Annotated in this window: 15 protein-coding genes and 1 pseudogene; 11 read left to right on the forward strand and 5 right to left on the reverse strand. The window is 69.4% G+C overall.

Annotation, left to right across the window (positions count from 1 at the left end):
- Window positions 1-380: 380 nt before the first annotated feature.
- Window positions 381-1,610, reverse strand: coding sequence for a DUF349 domain-containing protein (locus OG395_RS40885; protein WP_266987918.1), 1,230 nt, complete (start codon window positions 1,608-1,610; stop codon window positions 381-383).
- A 202-nt stretch (window positions 1,611-1,812) separates the two neighbouring features.
- Window positions 1,813-2,601: a peptidylprolyl isomerase gene (locus OG395_RS40890; protein ID WP_327247414.1), complete on the reverse strand. Its 789-nt coding sequence runs from the start codon at window positions 2,599-2,601 to the stop codon at window positions 1,813-1,815.
- Window positions 2,602-2,759: 158 nt separating this feature from the next.
- On the opposite strand from OG395_RS40890, the gene OG395_RS40895 reads away from it, so the two are divergent.
- Window positions 2,760-3,446, forward strand: coding sequence for an MBL fold metallo-hydrolase (locus tag OG395_RS40895; RefSeq protein WP_266987922.1), 687 nt, complete (start codon window positions 2,760-2,762; stop codon window positions 3,444-3,446).
- 13 nt (window positions 3,447-3,459) lie between these two features.
- Window positions 3,460-4,722, forward strand: coding sequence for a histidine--tRNA ligase (hisS, locus tag OG395_RS40900; protein ID WP_327247415.1), 1,263 nt, complete (start codon window positions 3,460-3,462; stop codon window positions 4,720-4,722).
- A gap of 297 nt (window positions 4,723-5,019) precedes the next feature.
- Here the strand turns inward: hisS and OG395_RS40905 are convergent, their stop codons facing one another.
- Window positions 5,020-5,337 (reverse strand): hypothetical protein, encoded by a 318-nt coding sequence (locus OG395_RS40905; protein ID WP_327247416.1) that lies wholly within the window; start codon window positions 5,335-5,337, stop codon window positions 5,020-5,022.
- Window positions 5,338-5,429: 92 nt separating this feature from the next.
- On the opposite strand from OG395_RS40905, the gene OG395_RS40910 reads away from it, so the two are divergent.
- Both OG395_RS40910 and OG395_RS40915 read left to right on the forward strand, forming a co-directional pair.
- Window positions 5,430-6,065 (forward strand): vitamin K epoxide reductase family protein, encoded by a 636-nt coding sequence (locus tag OG395_RS40910; protein WP_327247417.1) that lies wholly within the window; start codon window positions 5,430-5,432, stop codon window positions 6,063-6,065.
- A 67-nt stretch (window positions 6,066-6,132) separates the two neighbouring features.
- A complete protein-coding gene (locus OG395_RS40915) occupies window positions 6,133-7,506 on the forward strand; it encodes a replication-associated recombination protein A (protein WP_327247418.1) in 1,374 nt (457 codons plus the stop codon).
- Window positions 7,507-7,511: 5 nt separating this feature from the next.
- On the opposite strand, the gene OG395_RS40920 is transcribed toward OG395_RS40915, so the two are convergent.
- Window positions 7,512-8,213, reverse strand: a complete 702-nt coding sequence (locus tag OG395_RS40920) for a DUF2470 domain-containing protein (protein ID WP_327247419.1) — start codon at window positions 8,211-8,213, stop codon at window positions 7,512-7,514.
- A 188-nt stretch (window positions 8,214-8,401) separates the two neighbouring features.
- Here OG395_RS40920 and rpsD point away from each other — a divergent pair, with 188 nt between their 5' ends.
- On the forward strand, window positions 8,402-9,016 hold the full coding sequence (gene rpsD / locus OG395_RS40925; protein ID WP_030918857.1) for a 30S ribosomal protein S4: 615 nt from the start codon (window positions 8,402-8,404) through the stop codon (window positions 9,014-9,016).
- 207 nt (window positions 9,017-9,223) lie between these two features.
- Here rpsD and OG395_RS40930 read toward each other — a convergent pair.
- Window positions 9,224-10,149, reverse strand: a pseudogene (locus OG395_RS40930) (ATP-binding protein); the annotation flags it as partial.
- 164 nt (window positions 10,150-10,313) lie between these two features.
- Between OG395_RS40930 and OG395_RS40935 the strand changes: the two are divergent.
- The 6 genes from OG395_RS40935 (at window position 10,314) to OG395_RS40960 (ending at window position 17,066) form a co-directional block, all read left to right on the forward strand.
- Window positions 10,314-10,763, forward strand: coding sequence for a DUF948 domain-containing protein (locus tag OG395_RS40935; protein WP_037695363.1), 450 nt, complete (start codon window positions 10,314-10,316; stop codon window positions 10,761-10,763).
- A 7-nt stretch (window positions 10,764-10,770) separates the two neighbouring features.
- Window positions 10,771-11,124: a DUF6167 family protein gene (locus tag OG395_RS40940; RefSeq protein ID WP_327247420.1), complete on the forward strand. Its 354-nt coding sequence runs from the start codon at window positions 10,771-10,773 to the stop codon at window positions 11,122-11,124.
- Window positions 11,124-13,793, forward strand: a complete 2,670-nt coding sequence (gene alaS / locus OG395_RS40945) for an alanine--tRNA ligase (RefSeq protein WP_327247421.1) — start codon at window positions 11,124-11,126, stop codon at window positions 13,791-13,793. The genes OG395_RS40940 and alaS overlap by 1 nt, the downstream gene beginning before the upstream one ends.
- Window positions 13,790-14,275: a Holliday junction resolvase RuvX gene (gene ruvX, locus OG395_RS40950; protein WP_327247422.1), complete on the forward strand. Its 486-nt coding sequence runs from the start codon at window positions 13,790-13,792 to the stop codon at window positions 14,273-14,275. The genes alaS and ruvX overlap by 4 nt, the downstream gene beginning before the upstream one ends.
- Window positions 14,276-14,370: 95 nt before the next feature.
- The gene (mltG, locus tag OG395_RS40955; protein ID WP_327247423.1) at window positions 14,371-16,242 is read left to right on the forward strand and encodes an endolytic transglycosylase MltG; all 1,872 of its coding nucleotides are present in this window, start codon (window positions 14,371-14,373) and stop codon (window positions 16,240-16,242) included.
- Entirely contained in the window at window positions 16,239-17,066 is an 828-nt protein-coding gene (locus OG395_RS40960; protein WP_327247424.1) for a shikimate dehydrogenase, read from the forward strand. Before mltG ends, OG395_RS40960 begins: the two co-directional genes overlap by 4 nt.
- The last annotated feature ends 93 nt before the right edge of the window (window positions 17,067-17,159 follow it).

The following is a 17,159-nucleotide window of genomic DNA, read 5'->3' on the forward strand; positions in this document are numbered from 1 at the left end:
CCGTCCGCCCGCTCAGAGCCTGTCGGGTGACCTCTGATCGGGCGGTCACGCCCTGGCACGCACGCTTCCCGCGTTGCCGAAATGTCCTAGTAGCTCCTTCCCTAAGCTCTCGGCTTCGTTCGAGCTAGGGGAGACCCCATCCGAGGACATTCCGCCGCCTTGGAATCGCACGCACCAGACCGCGTCAGCTATCCGATCGAAGGTCACCCGACAGGCTCTCAGGCGTGAGGCTCGTCGTCGCATCGGCGGCCGGCTCCCCGATGACCACGGCGGCGCTGCGGACACCCTCGTCCGCCCCCGATGCCGGCAGGCCCTCCACCGAAACGCCGAAGGGCCCTCCGTCACCGACGGAGGGCCCTTCGGGCTTGTCTGAACAGCTGTCAGCCGCCGAACTCCTCCAGGCCCTTCAGGGCCTGGTCCAGCAGGGCCTGACGGCCCTCCAGCTCACGGGCCAGCTTGTCGGCACGGGCGTTGTTGCCCGCGGCGCGCGCCGTGTCGATCTGCGAACGCAGCTTGTCGACGGCCGCCTGAAGCTGCCCGGTCAGACCCGCGGCGCGCGCACGCGCCTCCGGGTTCGTCCGGCGCCACTCCGACTCCTCGGCCTCCTGGAGCGCCCGCTCCACCGCCTGCATCCGCCCCTCGACCTTCGGACGCGCGTCGCGCGGCACGTGGCCGATGGCCTCCCAGCGCTCGTTGAGGGCACGGAACGCGGCCCTGGCCGCCTTCAGGTCCTTCACCGGCACCAGCTTCTCGGCCTCGACCGCGAGCTCCTCCTTCAGCTTGAGGTTCTCGCCCTGCTCCGCGTCCCGCTCGGCGAAGACCTCGCCACGGGCCGCGAAGAAGACGTCCTGCGCACCGCGGAAACGGTTCCACAGATCGTCTTCGGCCTCGCGCTGGGCTCGGCCCGCCGCCTTCCACTCCGTCATCAGATCGCGGTAACGCGCGGCCGTCGTTCCCCAGTCCGTGGAACCGGAGAGCGCCTCGGCCTCGACGACCAGCTTCTCCTTGGCCTTGCGAGCCTCCTCGCGCTGGGCGTCCAGCGACGCGAAGTGCGCCTTGCGGCGCTTGGAGAACGCCGAGCGCGCGTGCGAGAAGCGGTGCCACAGCTCGTCGTCCGACTTGCGGTCGAGCCGCGGCAGGCCCTTCCACGTGTCGACGAGTGCCCGCAGCCGCTCGCCCGCAGAGCGCCACTGCTCGCTCTGCGCCAACTCCTCGGCCTCGGCGACCAGCGCCTCCTTGGCGTGCTTCGCCTCGTCGGTCTGCTTCGCCTTCTGGGCCTTGCGCTCCTCGCGACGGGAGTCGACCGTCGCGACCAGCGCGTCGAGCCGCCTCCGGAGCGCGTCGAGGTCGCCGACGGCGTGATGCTCGTCGACCTGCTGACGCAGATGCTCGATGGCGGTCGTCGCGTCCTTCGCCGACAGGTCGGTGGTCTTCACCCGCCGTTCGAGGAGGCCGATCTCGACCACGATGCCCTCGTACTTGCGTTCGAAGTAGGCCAGAGCCTCCTCGGGAGAACCGGCCTGCCACGATCCGACAACCTGCTCGCCATCGGCTGTACGCACGTACACGGTGCCCGTCTCGTCGACACGGCCCCACGGGTCGCTGCTCACAGCGCCTCCTCCACCTGATGCCTGTGAGAGGGTTCACCCCCCTGGCATCGTCCACAGTTTCCTGGGGCGGGCCGCGCCCGCCCTGCACAACGCCAATCTAGGCGACCGGCCGCCCGGCTGTCCGCACTCAGCGCGGCCGAAATTCTTCGGCCCGCACGCCGAGGGCCGGGCCGGCACCGCCGGTCAGGCCCTCGGCGTCGGATCAGACCTTGTCGACGGCCGCCTTGGAGATGGTGACGGCCTTCTTCGGAGCACCGTCGGCAGCACCGCCCGTGACACCCGCGGCCCCGACCTTCTGCACAGCCTTCAACGAGGCGGCGTCCATCGTGCCGAACGGCGTGTAGGTCGGCGGCAGCTTGGTGTCCTTGTACACCAGGAAGAACTGGCTGCCGCCGGTGTGCGGCTGTGCGGTGTTGGCCATCGCCACCGTGCCCGCCGGGAACGTCACCGTGCCGTCCTTGCCCGCCTTGCCCAGCGCGGTCAGGTTCTCGTCCGGGATCGTGTAGCCGGGGCCGCCCGTGCCGTCGCCCTTCGGGTCACCGCACTGCAGGACGAAGATGCCCTGCGTGGTCAGCCGGTGACACTTCGTACCGTCGAAGAAGCCCTTGTCGGCGAGGGACTTGAACGAGTTCGTCGTGTGCGGGGTCTTCGCCGCGTCCATCGTGAACGCGATGTCGCCCTGGTTCGTCTTCAGCGAGAACGTGTACTTCGCCTTCTTGTCGATCTTCATCGCAGGCTCGGGCACACTGCTCTCGCTCGCCGAGGGCGACGCGGACGGGCTCGCGCTCGCGGCCGCGTCGCTCTTCTTGTCCTTGTCGTCGCCGCCGACGGAGACGTACGCGGCAACCCCGACGACCGCCACCACGGCCAGCGCCGATGAGATGACGACAGTGAGTCGCCTCGTCCTCCGGCGGGCCTCCTCCCGGCGCTGCTGCTGCCGCTCGAACTTCTCCCTGGCGAGCTGCCGCCGCCGCTGATCGCTGCTGACCACCGGGTGATCTCCTTGTACGTCGTCTGATCGGGCCTGGGTTGCCCCGTACCGTATATGGGTTAGCTGTGGAATGAGGAGCGCCGGTAGGCTCTGAACTGCCGCGACCTCCTCGGTCGCGGTCACCGCAGCCCTCCGTCGGACGACCATTAAGGACGATCGTGCTCATTGCCGGGTTCCCCGCCGGGGCCTGGGGGACCAATTGCTACCTGGTCGCCCCCGCCGCAGGCGAGGAGTGCGTGATCATCGACCCGGGCCACCAGGCCACGCAAGGAGTCGAGGAGACGCTGAAGAAGCATCGGCTGAAGCCCGTCGCCGTCGTGCTCACCCATGGCCACATCGACCATGTCGCCTCCGTCGTCCCGGTGTGCGGCGCGCATGACGTTCCCGCCTGGATCCACCCCCAGGACCGATACATGATGAGCGACCCGGAGAAGGCCCTCGGCCGTTCCATCGGGATGCCGCTCATGGGCGAGCTGACGGTGGGGGAGCCGGACGACGTCAAGGAGCTGAGCGACGGCGCCCTCCTGAAGCTGGCCGGTCTGGAGTTCGGTGTCGCGCATGCGCCCGGCCATACCAAGGGGTCGGTGACGTTCAGGATGCCCGAGGCCGCGGATGTTCCGCAGGTGCTCTTCTCGGGCGACCTGCTCTTCGCCGGCTCCGTCGGACGCACCGACCTGCCCGGCGGCGACCACGCCGAGCTGCTCGAGTCGCTGGCCCGTGTGTGCCTGCCGCTCGACGACTCGACCGTGGTGCTGTCCGGCCACGGCCCCCAGACGACCATCGGCCGCGAGCGCGCAACGAACCCGTATCTGCACGGTATGGACGCGCCCCGACGAGGAATGTGACGAGAGACAGACTGTGAGCACGTTCAAAGCCCCCAAGGGCACGTACGACCTGACCCCGCCCGACTCCGCGAAGTACCTCGCGGTGCGCGAGGCGATCTCCGCACCCCTGAAGAACTCCGGCTACGGCTACATCGAGACGCCCGGCTTCGAGGACGTCGCGCTCTTCTCGCGCGGTGTCGGTGAGTCCACCGACATCGTGTCCAAGGAGATGTACACCCTCACCACCAAGGGGGGCTCCGAGCTCGCGCTGCGCCCCGAGGGCACCGCGTCCGTGCTGCGCGCCGCACTGGAGGCCAACCTCCACAAGCTCGGCAACCTGCCGGTCAAGCTCTGGTACTCCGGCTCGTACTACCGCTACGAGCGCCCGCAGAAGGGCCGCTACAGGCACTTTTCGCAGGTCGGCGCCGAGGCGATCGGTGCGGAGGACCCGGCATTGGACGCCGAACTGATCATCCTGGCCGACCAGGCCTACCGCTCCCTGGGCCTGCAGAACTTCCGGATCCTGCTGAACTCGCTGGGCGACAAGGAATGCCGCCCCGTCTACCGGGACGCCCTTCAGGGCTTCCTGCGCGAGCTCGAGCTGGACGAGGACACCCGCCGCCGCATCGAGCTCAACCCGCTGCGGGTTCTCGACGACAAGCGCCCCGAGGTGCAGAAGCAGCTGGTCGGCGCCCCGGTGCTGCGCGACTACCTGTGCGACGCGTGCAAGGCGTACCACGAGGAGGTCCGCGACCTGCTGACCGCCGCCGGTGTCGCGTACGAGGACGACGAGAAGCTCGTCCGCGGCCTCGACTACTACACCCGCACCACCTTCGAGTTCGTCCACGACGGACTCGGCTCGCAGTCCGCGGTGGGCGGCGGCGGCCGCTACGACGGTCTGTCCGAGATGATCGGCGGCCCGGCGCTCCCGTCGGTCGGCTGGGCGCTCGGGGTGGACCGCACGGTGCTCGCACTGGAGGCGGAGGGCATCGAGCTCGAACTGCCCGCGTCCACCAGCGTCTTTGCGGTGCCGCTCGGTGAGGAGGCCCGCAGGGTGCTCTTCGCCAAGGTGACGGAGCTTCGCAAGCTGGGCGTGGCCGCCGACTTCGCGTTCGGCAGCCGTGGTCTCAAGGGGGCGATGAAGAGCGCCAACCGATCCGGTGCGCGTCTGACCGTCGTCGCCGGTGAGCGCGATCTCGCCGACGGCGTGGTTCAGCTCAAGGACATGGAGTCGGGCGAGCAGCAGCCGGTCGCGCTGGACGCGCTGGTCGCCGAGATCCAGCAGAAGCTGGCCTGATCCACCGTTTTCCCTGTGCCCGCCCGGTCCGCCGGGCGGGCACAGGGCGTGGGTGCCGGAGCAGCTCCCGGAATCGTCGGCGGGCCGGCGGATCGAAACCGGTGGTGGGCTCGTCGAGCACCATGTGGCCGGGGGAACCGATCACACCGAGTGCCACGTCGAGGCGGCGCCGACCCCAGGAGAACGCTGTGATCCAGGTGTCCGCGTACTGCTCCGGACCCGCCATCGCGATGACGTCCGTGGCGTCGCGCGGCCGCGGGCAGGAGCGGGCGAAGTGCACCACCCTCTCCCGTACCGTCAATTCGGCGGGTGCCGATTCATCCTGCCGGCCGACTTCGACCCGGAACGCCGACGACGGTCGGCGGACACGGGGCCGCGCCGAGCGCCGAGACCGTTCCCGCGTCGCGGCTGCGATGCCCCTGGAGGATCTCCGCCGCGGTGCTCCTCCCGGCGCCGTTCGACCGGGGGCGCCGGCTCCTCGCCGGGACGGATCCCCAGGTCGAGCCCGTCCGGCGCGGTCACTTCGCCGGAGCGCTTGGGCGGGCCATGCACGTCCTCGGTGAATTCGGTCATGGCGTGGAGCGGCTCGCGGAGCCCCTGGTTCCGTGCAGTCATGTGTACATGTTTATGTTCACCGAACGGTTGACCCGAGCGGTGGTGCGGCACAATGACCATGCCAGCAGGCCACTCACTGACGGAACGGCGATATGACGACTGCAGCGGTTGACCATCCCTCCTCCGACCAGGACGAGGACGGCGGGAAGAGGACCATCGGCGGCAGTCGCGCGTTCGCACTGCTGCTGGTGATCACAGGCGCTGCCGGGCTCCTCGCCGCCTGGGTCATCACGATCGACAAGTTCAAGCTGCTCGAGGACCCCTCCTTCACCCCGGGCTGCAGCCTCAACCCCGTGGTCTCGTGCGGCAACATCATGAAGAGCGAGCAGGCGTCCGCCTTCGGGTTCCCGAATCCGATGCTCGGACTCGCCACGTACTCGGTGGTCATCGGGATCGGCATGGCGCTGCTCGCCGGGGCCCGGTTCCGCAGCTGGTACTGGCTCGGACTCAACGCGGGCACCCTGTTCGGAGTCGGCTTCTGCACCTGGCTGCAGTACCAGTCGCTCTACAACATCAACTCGCTCTGCCTGTGGTGCTGCCTGGCGTGGGTCGCCACGATCTTCATGTTCTGCTACGTCACCACGCACAACATCAAGAACCGGATCCTTCCCGCGCCGAACTGGCTGCGCAACGGACTGACGGAGTTCCACTGGGTTCCGCCGGTCCTCTGGGTCGGCATCATCGGCATGCTGATCCTGACCCGCTGGTGGGACTTCTGGACCAGCTGAACCGGCAGGTCCCGGGCGGGGACCGGCCCGGCGGCGTTGTCAGTGCCGTGACATAGGCTTTCACGTCGTGGAGCCCGACCTCTTTACCGCAGCCGCCGAAGACCGCCAGGAGAAGGACCCGTCCAGCAGCCCACTCGCTGTCCGGATGCGTCCCCGTACGCTCGATGAGGTCGTCGGCCAGCAGCATCTGCTCAAGCCGGGCTCGCCGCTGCGCCGCCTTGTCGGCGAGGGGAGCGGCGGGCCCGCCGGCCCGTCGTCGGTGATCCTCTGGGGGCCGCCCGGCATCGGCAAGACGACCTTGGCGTACGTGGTCAGCAAGGCCACCAACAAGCGTTTCGTCGAGCTCTCCGCGATCACCGCGGGCGTCAAGGAAGTGCGGGCCGTCATCGAGGGCGCCCGCCGGGCCACCGGCGGCTACGGCAAGGAGACCGTCCTCTTCCTCGACGAGATCCACCGCTTCTCCAAGGCCCAGCAGGACTCCCTGCTGCCGGCCGTGGAGAACCGCTGGGTGACGCTCATCGCCGCGACGACCGAGAACCCGTACTTCTCGATCATTTCGCCACTGCTGTCACGCTCGCTGCTCCTCACCCTCGAATCGCTCACGGACGAGGACCTGCGCGCTCTCATGCACCGCGCCCTGACCGACGAGCGCGGACTCGGAGGCGCGGTCACCCTGCCCGAGGACGCGGAGGCGCATCTGCTGCGGATCGCCGGGGGAGACGCGCGGCGCGCGCTGACGGCGCTGGAGGCAGCGGCCGGCGCGGCGCTCGCCATGCAGGAGAAGGAGATCACTCTTCAGACCGTCGAGGCGACCGTCGACCGGGCAGCGGTGAAGTACGACAGGGACGGCGACCAGCACTACGACGTGGCGAGCGCCCTCATCAAGTCGATCCGTGGCTCCGACGTGGATGCCGCGCTGCACTATCTGGCCCGGATGATCGAGGCGGGGGAGGACCCCCGCTTCATCGCCCGGCGGCTGATGATCTCCGCGAGCGAGGACATCGGCCTCGCCGACCCGACGGCCCTGCCCACGGCGGTCGCTGCCGCCCAGGCCGTGGCCATGATCGGTTTTCCGGAGGCGGCACTCACCCTCAGCCATGCCACGATCGCGCTGGCGCTCGCCCCCAAGTCCAACGCGGCGACGCTCGCGATCTTCGCGGCCCAGGAGGACGTACGGAAGGGGCTGGCCGGTCCGGTTCCGGCCCATCTGCGCGACGGCCACTACAAGGGCGCCGCCGCACTGGGGCACGCACAGGGCTACGTGTATCCGCATGACGTCCCCGGCGGGATCGCCGCCCAGCAGTACGCCCCCGATGCCGTCCGCGACAAGCACTACTACCGGCCCACGCGGTACGGCGCGGAGGCGCGGTACGCGGACGTGGTGGACCGGGTCCGCGAGCGGCTCGGCCGTGGCGGCTCCGACGGCGCGGCGGACGCCTGAGGCTCTCAGGGGGCCGCCGCCTCGAACAGCGTGTGCATGGCCCAGTGCAGCCCGACCATGTCGCGCACCGGTTCGGGGAAGTCGAAGCGGGCGTCGAAGCACTGCCCGTCCGCCTCGCGGAACCGCACCCGCAGCCCGAAGCGGTCGAGTGCGACCGGGACGACGGCGGGCGTGTGTGTCGCGCAGCGTCCTTCCGTCCGCTCGCCCAGCAGCCCGCACAGCATGTTCAGCTGTTCGCCGTGCGCCGCGTGCAGATGCTGCAGCAGCTCCGCCTCGTGGGCGACGAGCGGGTCGGCGGTGGCGTCACGGAACTCCTCCAGCTGGACGCCCTGCGCGCCCCACAGATCGTCGACGAATGCCTCACCCGTCTCCAGCCGCAGCATCATCCGGCCCGGCCCGGCCATCCCGGGTACGGGCGTGAGCCGGCCCTTGATCCGGCCGCGGCCGCGGATGCGGTGCGGCACCGATACCGGCGCGACGTCCGTGATCTCGAGCACAGCGGTCAACTCGTCGTCCTGGGCACGTGTCGCGGCCCGTACGGCCGGGGATTCGGCAGGGAATTCGAGGAACAGGTCCCCTTCGGGGCCCACGCTCCGGTCCAGTGGAATCAGCTGGTCGAAGCCCGCAGTGGTCAACCCGGGGATGAGCAGTACCGCCGAACAGGTACTCTGTACGAGAGTTCGTGTGCGCTCGGCTGCTGACGGCATCCGAGTGTTTTCAAGCCCGCTGGGACGCGGCTGACCACGATCTGATCGGTCCTCCGTCGTATCGACGCCCTCGATGGCGTCGACGCTGTCTGTGCTGTCCGTGACGTGTGTGGTGTTCCCAGGGCGAGACATGCGATCTCCTTGAGTAAGGTGAGCCTAACCTAACCCACAACGGAGGTCTGGAGAACGTGCCTAACCAGTCGCGTCCCAAGGTCAAGAAGTCCCGTGCGCTCGGCATTGCCCTGACGCCGAAGGCCGTCAAGTACTTCGAGGCCCGCCCCTACCCGCCGGGCGAGCACGGCCGTGGCCGCAAGCAGAACTCGGACTACAAGGTCCGTCTGCTCGAGAAGCAGCGTCTGCGCGCCCAGTACGACATCAGCGAGCGCCAGATGGCGCGCGCGTACGACCGCGCCAAGAAGGCCGAGGGCAAGACGGGCGAGGCGCTCGTCGTCGAGCTCGAGCGCCGTCTCGACGCGCTGGTCCTGCGTTCGGGCATCGCCCGCACGATCTACCAGGCCCGTCAGATGGTCGTGCACGGCCACATCGAGGTCGACGGCCGCAAGGTCGACAAGCCGTCGTTCCGCGTCCGTCCCGACAACATCGTGATGGTCCGCGAGCGCAGCCGCGACAAGCACCCCTTCCAGGTGGCCCGCGAGGGTGGTTACGCCCCCGACGGCGAGACCCCGCGCTACCTGCAGGTGAACCTGAAGGCCCTGGCCTTCCGTCTGGACCGGGACCCGAACCGCAAGGAGATCCCGGTGATCTGCGACGAGCAGCTCGTCGTCGAGTACTACGCCCGCTGATCCAGGCGTAGCCGCTCTCACCAGCGCTCAGGCCCGCCCCTTCCCGATGTCGGGGAGGCGGCGGGCTTCCGCGTTCTGCCGTCCGGTGCGGGCACGGGTCCCGGCCACTGCCCCTTTGGGCCGGGCCGGTCCGGGGCCCGGCCCGTCAGCGCCCTCGCCACCGCCGTGTCCGGATCCAGTCGGCCGCCCGCCCGCCGCCCCGACTCGTACGTCCAGCACCGACTCGGCCGGCAGGTCGGGGCCGCTGCAGATGTATTCGACGGCTTCCAGATCGAACTGCCCGGCGAAGACGGACAGCCGCGCCCACAGCAGCCGTTGCTCCGGCGCGCACAGTTCATGGCTCCAGCCGATGGCCGTACGGAGCGTGTGGTGGCGCCCCGGCGCGCTGCGGCTGCCGCCGGTCAGCAGCCGGAAGCGGTCGTCCAGCCGTTGCAGCACCTGCTCCGCGGACAGGGCGCGCAGCCGTCCGGCGGCCAGTTCCAGCGCGAGCGGGATCCCGTCCAGGCGACGGCACAGCTCGCGCGCCGATCCGCGGGTGTCCTCGGTCAGCCGGAAGTTCGGCTGCACCGCGGCCGCCCGGTCGGCGAACAGCTCCATCGCGTCCTTGTCGGCCATCGGCGCGAGCGGATAGGCGATCTCCCCGTCCAGCTCCAGAGGCAGCCGCCCGGTGGCCAGCACCCGCAATCGCGGCGCCCGGCGCGGCAACTCCTGCACGAGTCCGGCACAGGTGTTGACGAGATGCTCGAAACCGTCGAACGCCAGGAGGAGTTGACGTTCGGCGAGATGTTCGAGGAGTGTCGTGCGGGGCGACCGGCTGGTGTGATCGGTGAGTCCCAGCGCGTCGACCACCGCATGTTCCAGCAGCTCCGGATCGTGGACGGGGGACAGCTCCACCAGCCAGACCCCGTCGCAGTACCGTTTCTCCAGTAGGGCGGCAACCCTGGTGGCACAACGCGTCTTTCCCACGCCGCCGACCCCGACCACGTGACCAGCCTCGACTCCCGCAGCAGCCTGCCGAGATGGGCCAGCTCCGCCTCGCGTCCCACGAACCTGTTCAGTTCCGCCGGAAGATTGCCGCGCGTCGCGGCGCCCGGGCCCGGATCGGCGGGGGAGGGGCGCTGAGAGCGTCGCATGAAACACGCAGAGTACTGACGCGAAAGCTCTCCGTACAATCTCCTTTGTGCAACTACCACTCCGCCCACCAGTAATGCGGTAGGGGGCGTGGCCCCCGGCGCGATAGGGTCGGGAGACGACGATTCGACAAGCCAGAGAGCGGTGCACTGTGACCGGTGGAGAGGTGGCCGGGATCCTGGTGGCCGTCTTCTGGGCGATCCTGGTCTCGTTCCTCGCCGTCGTCCTGGTGAGGCTGGCCCAGACGCTCAGGGCGACCACCAAACTCGTGGCGGACGTGACCGAGCAGGCCGTTCCGCTGCTGGCCGACGCGTCCGCGACCGTGCGCTCCGCGCAGACGCAGCTCGACAAGGTCGACGCGATCGCGACGGACGTCCAGGAGGTCACCTCCAACGCCTCGGCGCTCTCCACGACTGTCGCATCGACCTTCGGCGGACCGCTGGTCAAGGTCGCCGCCTTCGGCTACGGAGTGCGGCAGGCCATCGGCCGCCGGACCGCTCCGGAAGCCGAGCCGGCCCGCCGGGCATCCCGGCGCACGGTGATCGTCGGCCGCACGGTGCCGTCCGCGCGGGCCAAGAAGCAGGGCGGCAGAAGCTCCCGCGGATCGAAGGACTGACGCAGCGATGTTCCGCCGTACGTTCTGGTTCACCGCCGGCGCAGCCGCCGGCGTCTGGGCCACCACCAAGGTCAACCGGAAGCTCAAGCAGCTGACCCCCGAGAGCCTCGTGGCGCGCGCCGCCGACAAGGCGATCGAGAGCGGTCACAAGCTCAAGGACTTCGCTCTCGACGTCCGTGACGGCATGGTCCGGCGCGAGGCCGAACTGGGCGAGGCGCTGGGCCTCGACGCACCGGTCGACCCCGAACTCCCCCTGCAGCGTCAGTTCGCGGTCGAGGCGGCCGAGCCCGCCCGGGCCGCCGACGCCACCGCCTACCGCAAACTCCCCTACAACTCGTACAACCGGAATGAGGACCACTGATGGAGTCGGCTGAAATTCGTCGCCGCTGGCTGAGCTTCTTCGAGGAGCGCGGGCACACCGTCGTGCCTTCGGCGTCGCTCATCGCGGACGACCCGACTCTACTGCTGGTCCCCGCGGGCATGGTCCCCTTCAAGCCGTACTTCCTCGGCGAGGTCAAGCCGCCTGCCCCGCGCGTCACCAGCGTGCAGAAGTGTGTGCGTACGCCGGACATCGAAGAGGTCGGCAAGACCACCCGGCACGGCACCTTCTTCCAGATGTGCGGCAACTTCTCCTTCGGCGACTACTTCAAGGAAGGAGCCATCAGCTACGCCTGGGAGGCTCTCACCACCTCCGTGGCGGACGGTGGCTTCGGTCTCGACCCCGAGCGGCTGTGGATCACGGTCTATCTGGACGATGATGACGCCGAGGCCATCTGGCGCGACAAGATCGGCGTTCCGGCCGAGCGCATCCAGCGCCTGGGCAAGAAGGACAACTTCTGGTCCATGGGCGTCCCCGGCCCGTGCGGCCCCTGCTCCGAGATCAACTACGACCGCGGTCCCGAGTTCGGCGTCGAGGGCGGCCCGGCCGTCAACGACGAGCGCTACGTGGAGATCTGGAACCTGGTCTTCATGCAGTACGAGCGGGGCGCGGGCGACGGCAAGGAGGACTTCCCGATCCTCGGTGACCTGCCGTCCAAGAACATCGACACCGGCCTCGGCCTCGAACGCCTCGCGATGATCCTGCAGGACGTGCAGAACCTCTACGAGATCGACACCTCGATGGCCGTCATCGAGAAGGCCACCGAGCTGACCGGGGTGCGCTACGGCGACAATCACACCTCGGACGTCTCCCTCCGGGTCGTCACCGACCACATGCGTACGTCCGTCATGCTCATCGGCGACGGCGTCACCCCCGGCAACGAGGGCCGCGGCTACGTGCTGCGCCGCATCATGCGCCGCGCCGTCCGCAACATGCGCCTCCTCGGTGCGACCGGCCCGGTCGTCGCCGAGCTCGTCGACACGGTCATCGCGTCGATGGGCCAGCAGTACCCGGAGCTGATCACCGACCGCAAGCGCATCGAGACCGTCGCCCTCGCCGAAGAGGCCGCCTTCCTGAAGGCACTCAAGGGCGGCACCAACATCCTCGACACCGCCGTCACCGAGACCAAGGCCGCCGGCGGCAAGGTCCTCGCCGGCGACAAGGCCTTCCTGCTCCACGACACCTGGGGCTTCCCGATCGACCTCACCCTGGAGATGGCGGCCGAGCAGGGCCTCGCCGTGGACGAGGACGGCTTCCGCCGCCTGATGAAGGAACAGCGGGACCGGGCCAAGGCCGACGCCAAGGCCAAGAAGACCGGCCACGCCGACCTGTCCGCCTACCGCGAGGTGGCCGACAACTCCGGCACCACCGAGTTCACCGGGTACACCTCCACCGAGGGCGAGTCGACCATCGTCGGCCTCCTCGTCGACGGTGTCCCCTCACCCGCCGCCACGGAGGGCGACGACGTCGAGGTCGTCCTCGACCGCACCCCGTTCTATGCCGAGGGCGGTGGCCAGCTCGCCGACCAGGGCCGGATCCGGCTCGACACCGGCGCCGTCATCCAGGTGCGCGACGTCCAGCAGCCCGTCCCGGGCGTCTCCGTCCACAAGGGCACGGTCCAGGTCGGCGAGGTCACGGTCGGCGCCTCCGCCTACGCCGCCATCGACAACACCCGTCGCCGCGCCATCGCCCGCGCCCACAGCGCCACGCACCTCACGCACCAGGCGCTGCGCGACGCGCTGGGCCCGACGGCCGCCCAGGCCGGTTCGGAGAACTCCCCGGGCCGCTTCCGCTTCGACTTCGGGTCGCCCGCCGCCGTCCCCGGCACGGTCCTCACCGACGTCGAGCAGAAGATCAACGAGGTTCTCTCCCGGGAGCTCGACGTCCAGGCCGAGGTGATGTCCATCGACGAGGCCAAGAAGCAGGGCGCCATCGCCGAGTTCGGCGAGAAGTACGGCGAGCGGGTCCGCGTCGTCACCATCGGTGACTTCTCGAAGGAGCTGTGCGGCGGTACGCACGTCCACAACACCGCCCAGCTGGGTCTGGTGAAGCTGCTCGGTGAATCGTCCATCGGTTCCGGTGTGCGCCGTATCGAGGCCCTCGTGGGTGTCGACGCGTACAACTTCCTCGCCAAGGAGCACACGGTCGTCGCCCAGCTCCAGGAGCTGGTCAAGGGCCGCCCCGAGGAGCTCCCGGAGAAGGTCTCCGCCATGCTCGGCAAGCTGAAGGACGCCGAGAAGGAGATCGAGAAGTTCCGCGCGGAGAAGGTCCTGCAGGCCGCCGCCGGGCTCGTCGAGTCCGCCAAGGACGTCCGCGGTGCCGCCGTCGTCACCGGCCAGGTGCCGGACGGCACCTCGGCCGACGACCTGCGCAAGCTGGTCCTCGACGTCCGCGGGCGCATCCAGGGCGGCCGCGCTGCTGTCGTGGCCCTGTTCACCACGGCCAATGGCCGCCCGCTGACCGTCATCGCCACCAACGAGGCCGCCCGCGAGCGCGGACTCAAGGCCGGCGACCTGGTCCGCACGGCCGCCAAGACCCTCGGCGGCGGAGGCGGTGGCAAGCCGGACGTCGCCCAGGGCGGCGGCCAGAACCCGGCCGCCATCGGCGACGCCATTGCCGCGGTCGAACGCCTCGTCGCCGAGACGGCGTGACGGCGGGAGTGACGCAGATGCGCCGCGGACGTCGTCTCGCGATCGACGTCGGGGACGCCCGGATCGGGGTCGCCTCGTGCGACCCCGACGGGATCCTTGCCACGCCGGTGGAGACCGTGCCGGGACGTGACGTCCCGGCCGCCCACCGGCGGCTGGGGCAGATCGTCGAGGAGTACGAGCCGATCGAGATCATCATCGGCCTGCCGAGGTCTCTGGGCGGCGGTGAAGGGCCCGCAGCGGTCAAGGTCCGGCTCTTCGCCCAGGAGGTCGCCCGCTCGGTCGCACCCATTCCGGTGCGGTTGGTGGACGAGAGGATGACCACAGTGACGGCGAGTCAGGGACTGCGCGCCTCGGGCGTGAAGTCCAAGAAGGGCCGGTCTGTCATCGACCAGGCTGCCGCTGTGGTGATCCTCCAGAACGCTCTGGAGTCGGAACGGGCGTCAGGTAAAGCTCCGGGCGAGGGCGTCGAAGTGGTTGTCTGATCGCGATACGGTAACGTTCCGCGCGATGCGGCGGTGTTCGAACAAACACCGCACAGCAAAGAGGCGGAACGTCGTCTCGCGGCTCTAGGGGATCGATGACTGAGTATGGCCGGGGCCCCGGCTCCGAACCGTGGCATCCCGAGGACCCTTTGTCCGGGGACCAGGGATGGAGAGGCCAGCAGGCTGCCCACGGCCAGAGCCAGTACGGCGGTCCGCAGGAACCCTACGCTCAGCAGCCGCCCCAGCAGGCTTACCCGCAGCACCAGCAGTACGGCGCTCCGCAGGACCCGTACGCGCAGCAGCAGGACCCGTACGCGCAGCAGCACGACCCGTACGCCCAGCAGCCGCAGCAGCACGACCCGTACGCCCAGCAGCCGCAGCACGACCCGTACGCCCAGCAGCCGCAGCAGGACCCGTACGCCCAGCAGCCCCCCCAGCAGCCGCAGCAGGACCCGTACGCCCAGCAGCCCCCCCAGCAGCCGCAGCAGGACCCGTACGCCCAGCAGCCCCCCCAGCAGCCGCAGTACAACGGAGGGTGGGACACCGGCCAGCAGGCCGCGATGCCGTACGGCGCCCCTCCGAATGATCCGTACGGGAACGGGACGAACGGTTACGGCGAATCGCACGACTACTACGGCACCCCCGAGGCGTACCCCCCGCCGCAGCCGCCCGGCCGACGCGAGGCCGCGCCACAACAGGCCCCGCCGCAGGACCCCGACTGGGACCCGGACGTACCCGAGGAGGAGACACACCCCTTCTTCACGGGCGCCGACGACGACCGTGACGGCCGGGACCCCCGGGACGACGATGACGAGTACGACGACGATCCGCGCAGGGGTGGTGGCCGCGGCGGAAGCGAACGTCGCGGCAAGGGTAAGAAGAAGAACCGCAGCGGCTGCGCCTGCCTCGTCGTCGCCGTGGTCCTCGCCGGAGGTGTCGGCGGGGTGGGCTACGTCGGCTACACGTACTGGCAGAACAAATTCGGCGCGGCACCTGACTACTCGGGCCAGGGCTCCGGCAGCGTCGAGGTGGAGATCCCAAAAAACGCCCTCGGCAACGAGATCGGCAGCATCCTGAAGGCGAAGGGCGTCGTCAAGAGCGTCGACGCGTTCATCGCCGCGCAGGCCGAGAACCCCAAGGGGAAGTCGATCCAGGCGGGCGTCTATCTCCTGAACAAGGAGATGTCCGCGGCCGAGGCCGTGAAGATGATGCTCGACCCGAAGAGCCAGAACCTGCTGACAGTCCCGGAGGGCTGGCGCAACGCCGCCGTCTACACGCTGATCGACAAGAAGCTCGGTCTCAAGGCAGGTACCACCGGCGATGTCGCCAAGAAGCAAGCGGGCAGCCTCGGGCTCCCGCAATGGGCCAAGAACCACCCGGAACTCAAGGACCCGCTGGAGGGCTTCCTCTACCCCGCGAGCTATCCGGCTGCCAAGGGGATGAAGCCGGAGGCCGTCCTCAAGCAGATGGTCTCCCGCGCCAACGAGGAGTACGGCAAGGTCGACCTCGAGGCGAGCGCCAAGAAGCTGGGCCTCAAGGACCCCTGGCAGCTGATGACGGTCGCCAGCCTCGTTCAGGCCGAGGGCAAGTACAAGCATGACTTCGACAAGGTCGCACGGGTCGTCTACAACCGCCTGAAGCCGGGCAACGTCGAGACGAATGGTCTGCTGGACTTCGACTCGACCGTGAACTATGCGAAGAGCCAGAGCACCCTGGACATCGGATTGGTGAAGAATCTGCGCCAGTGGAAGGAGCCGTACAACACGTATTACATCCACGGCCTGCCACCTGGGCCGATCAACAACCCCGGTAGTGCCGCTCTGCACTCCGCCATGAACCCGACGCCCGGACCATGGTTCTATTTCGTCTCGGTGACGCAGGACAAAACCCTGTTCTCCGTGACCAATGCCGAGCACAACAAGAACGTGGCCAAATACGAGGAAGAACGGAAGAAGTCGGGCCAGTGACCCACGCGCACAGGGCAGCCGTTCTCGGCTCACCTATCGCCCACTCGCTCTCCCCGGTCCTGCACCGGGCCGCGTACGCCGAGCTCGGTCTCACCGACTGGACCTACGACCGGTTCGAGATCGACGAGCAGGCGCTGCCCGGTTTCATCGAGGGCCTGGACTCCTCGTGGGCCGGACTCTCGCTGACCATGCCGCTGAAGCGGGCGATCATCCCGCTGCTGGACTCCATCAGCGAGACGGCCTCCTCGGTCGAAGCTGTGAACACGGTCGTGTTCACCGAAGACGGCCGTCGTGTCGGCGACAACACCGACATCCCCGGCATGATCGCGGCTCTACGCGAGCGAGGCGTGGAAAAGGTGGAGTCCGCCGCCGTCCTGGGCGCCGGAGCCACCGCCTCCTCGGCCGTTGCCGCCCTCGGGGCGATGTGCACGGGGCCGGTCACTGCCTACGTACGCAGCCGGGAGCGCGGCGACGAGATGCGCGGCTGGGGCGAACGCCTCGGCGTCGACGTCCGGATCGCCGACTGGGCGGACGCGGGGCAGGCGCTGCGCGCACCCCTGGTGATCGCGACCACGCCCGCCGGAACCACGGACGCGCTGGCCGGTGCGGTACCGGACGCTCCAGGCACGCTCTTCGATGTGCTGTACGAGCCCTGGCCGACCGGACTCGCAGTCGCCTGGTCGTCCCGGAGCGGCGCAGTCGTCGGAGGTCTCGACCTTCTGGTGCACCAGGCCGTCCTCCAGGTCGAGCAGATGACGGGCCGCTCGACCGCCCCGCTCGCAACCATGCGGAAGGCCGGCGAAGAGGCACTCGCCGCCCGCTGACCACACCGGTCACGCGCCCCGGTCCGTCCGTCTGCTGGACCGGCGGCCGGTTCGGGGGCCCGGGCGTGGGAGGATCGAGGGCGGCGGGCCAGG

The organism is Streptomyces sp. NBC_01320 (assembly GCF_035974375.1).
GTDB lineage: Bacteria > Actinomycetota > Actinomycetes > Streptomycetales > Streptomycetaceae > Streptomyces > Streptomyces yanii.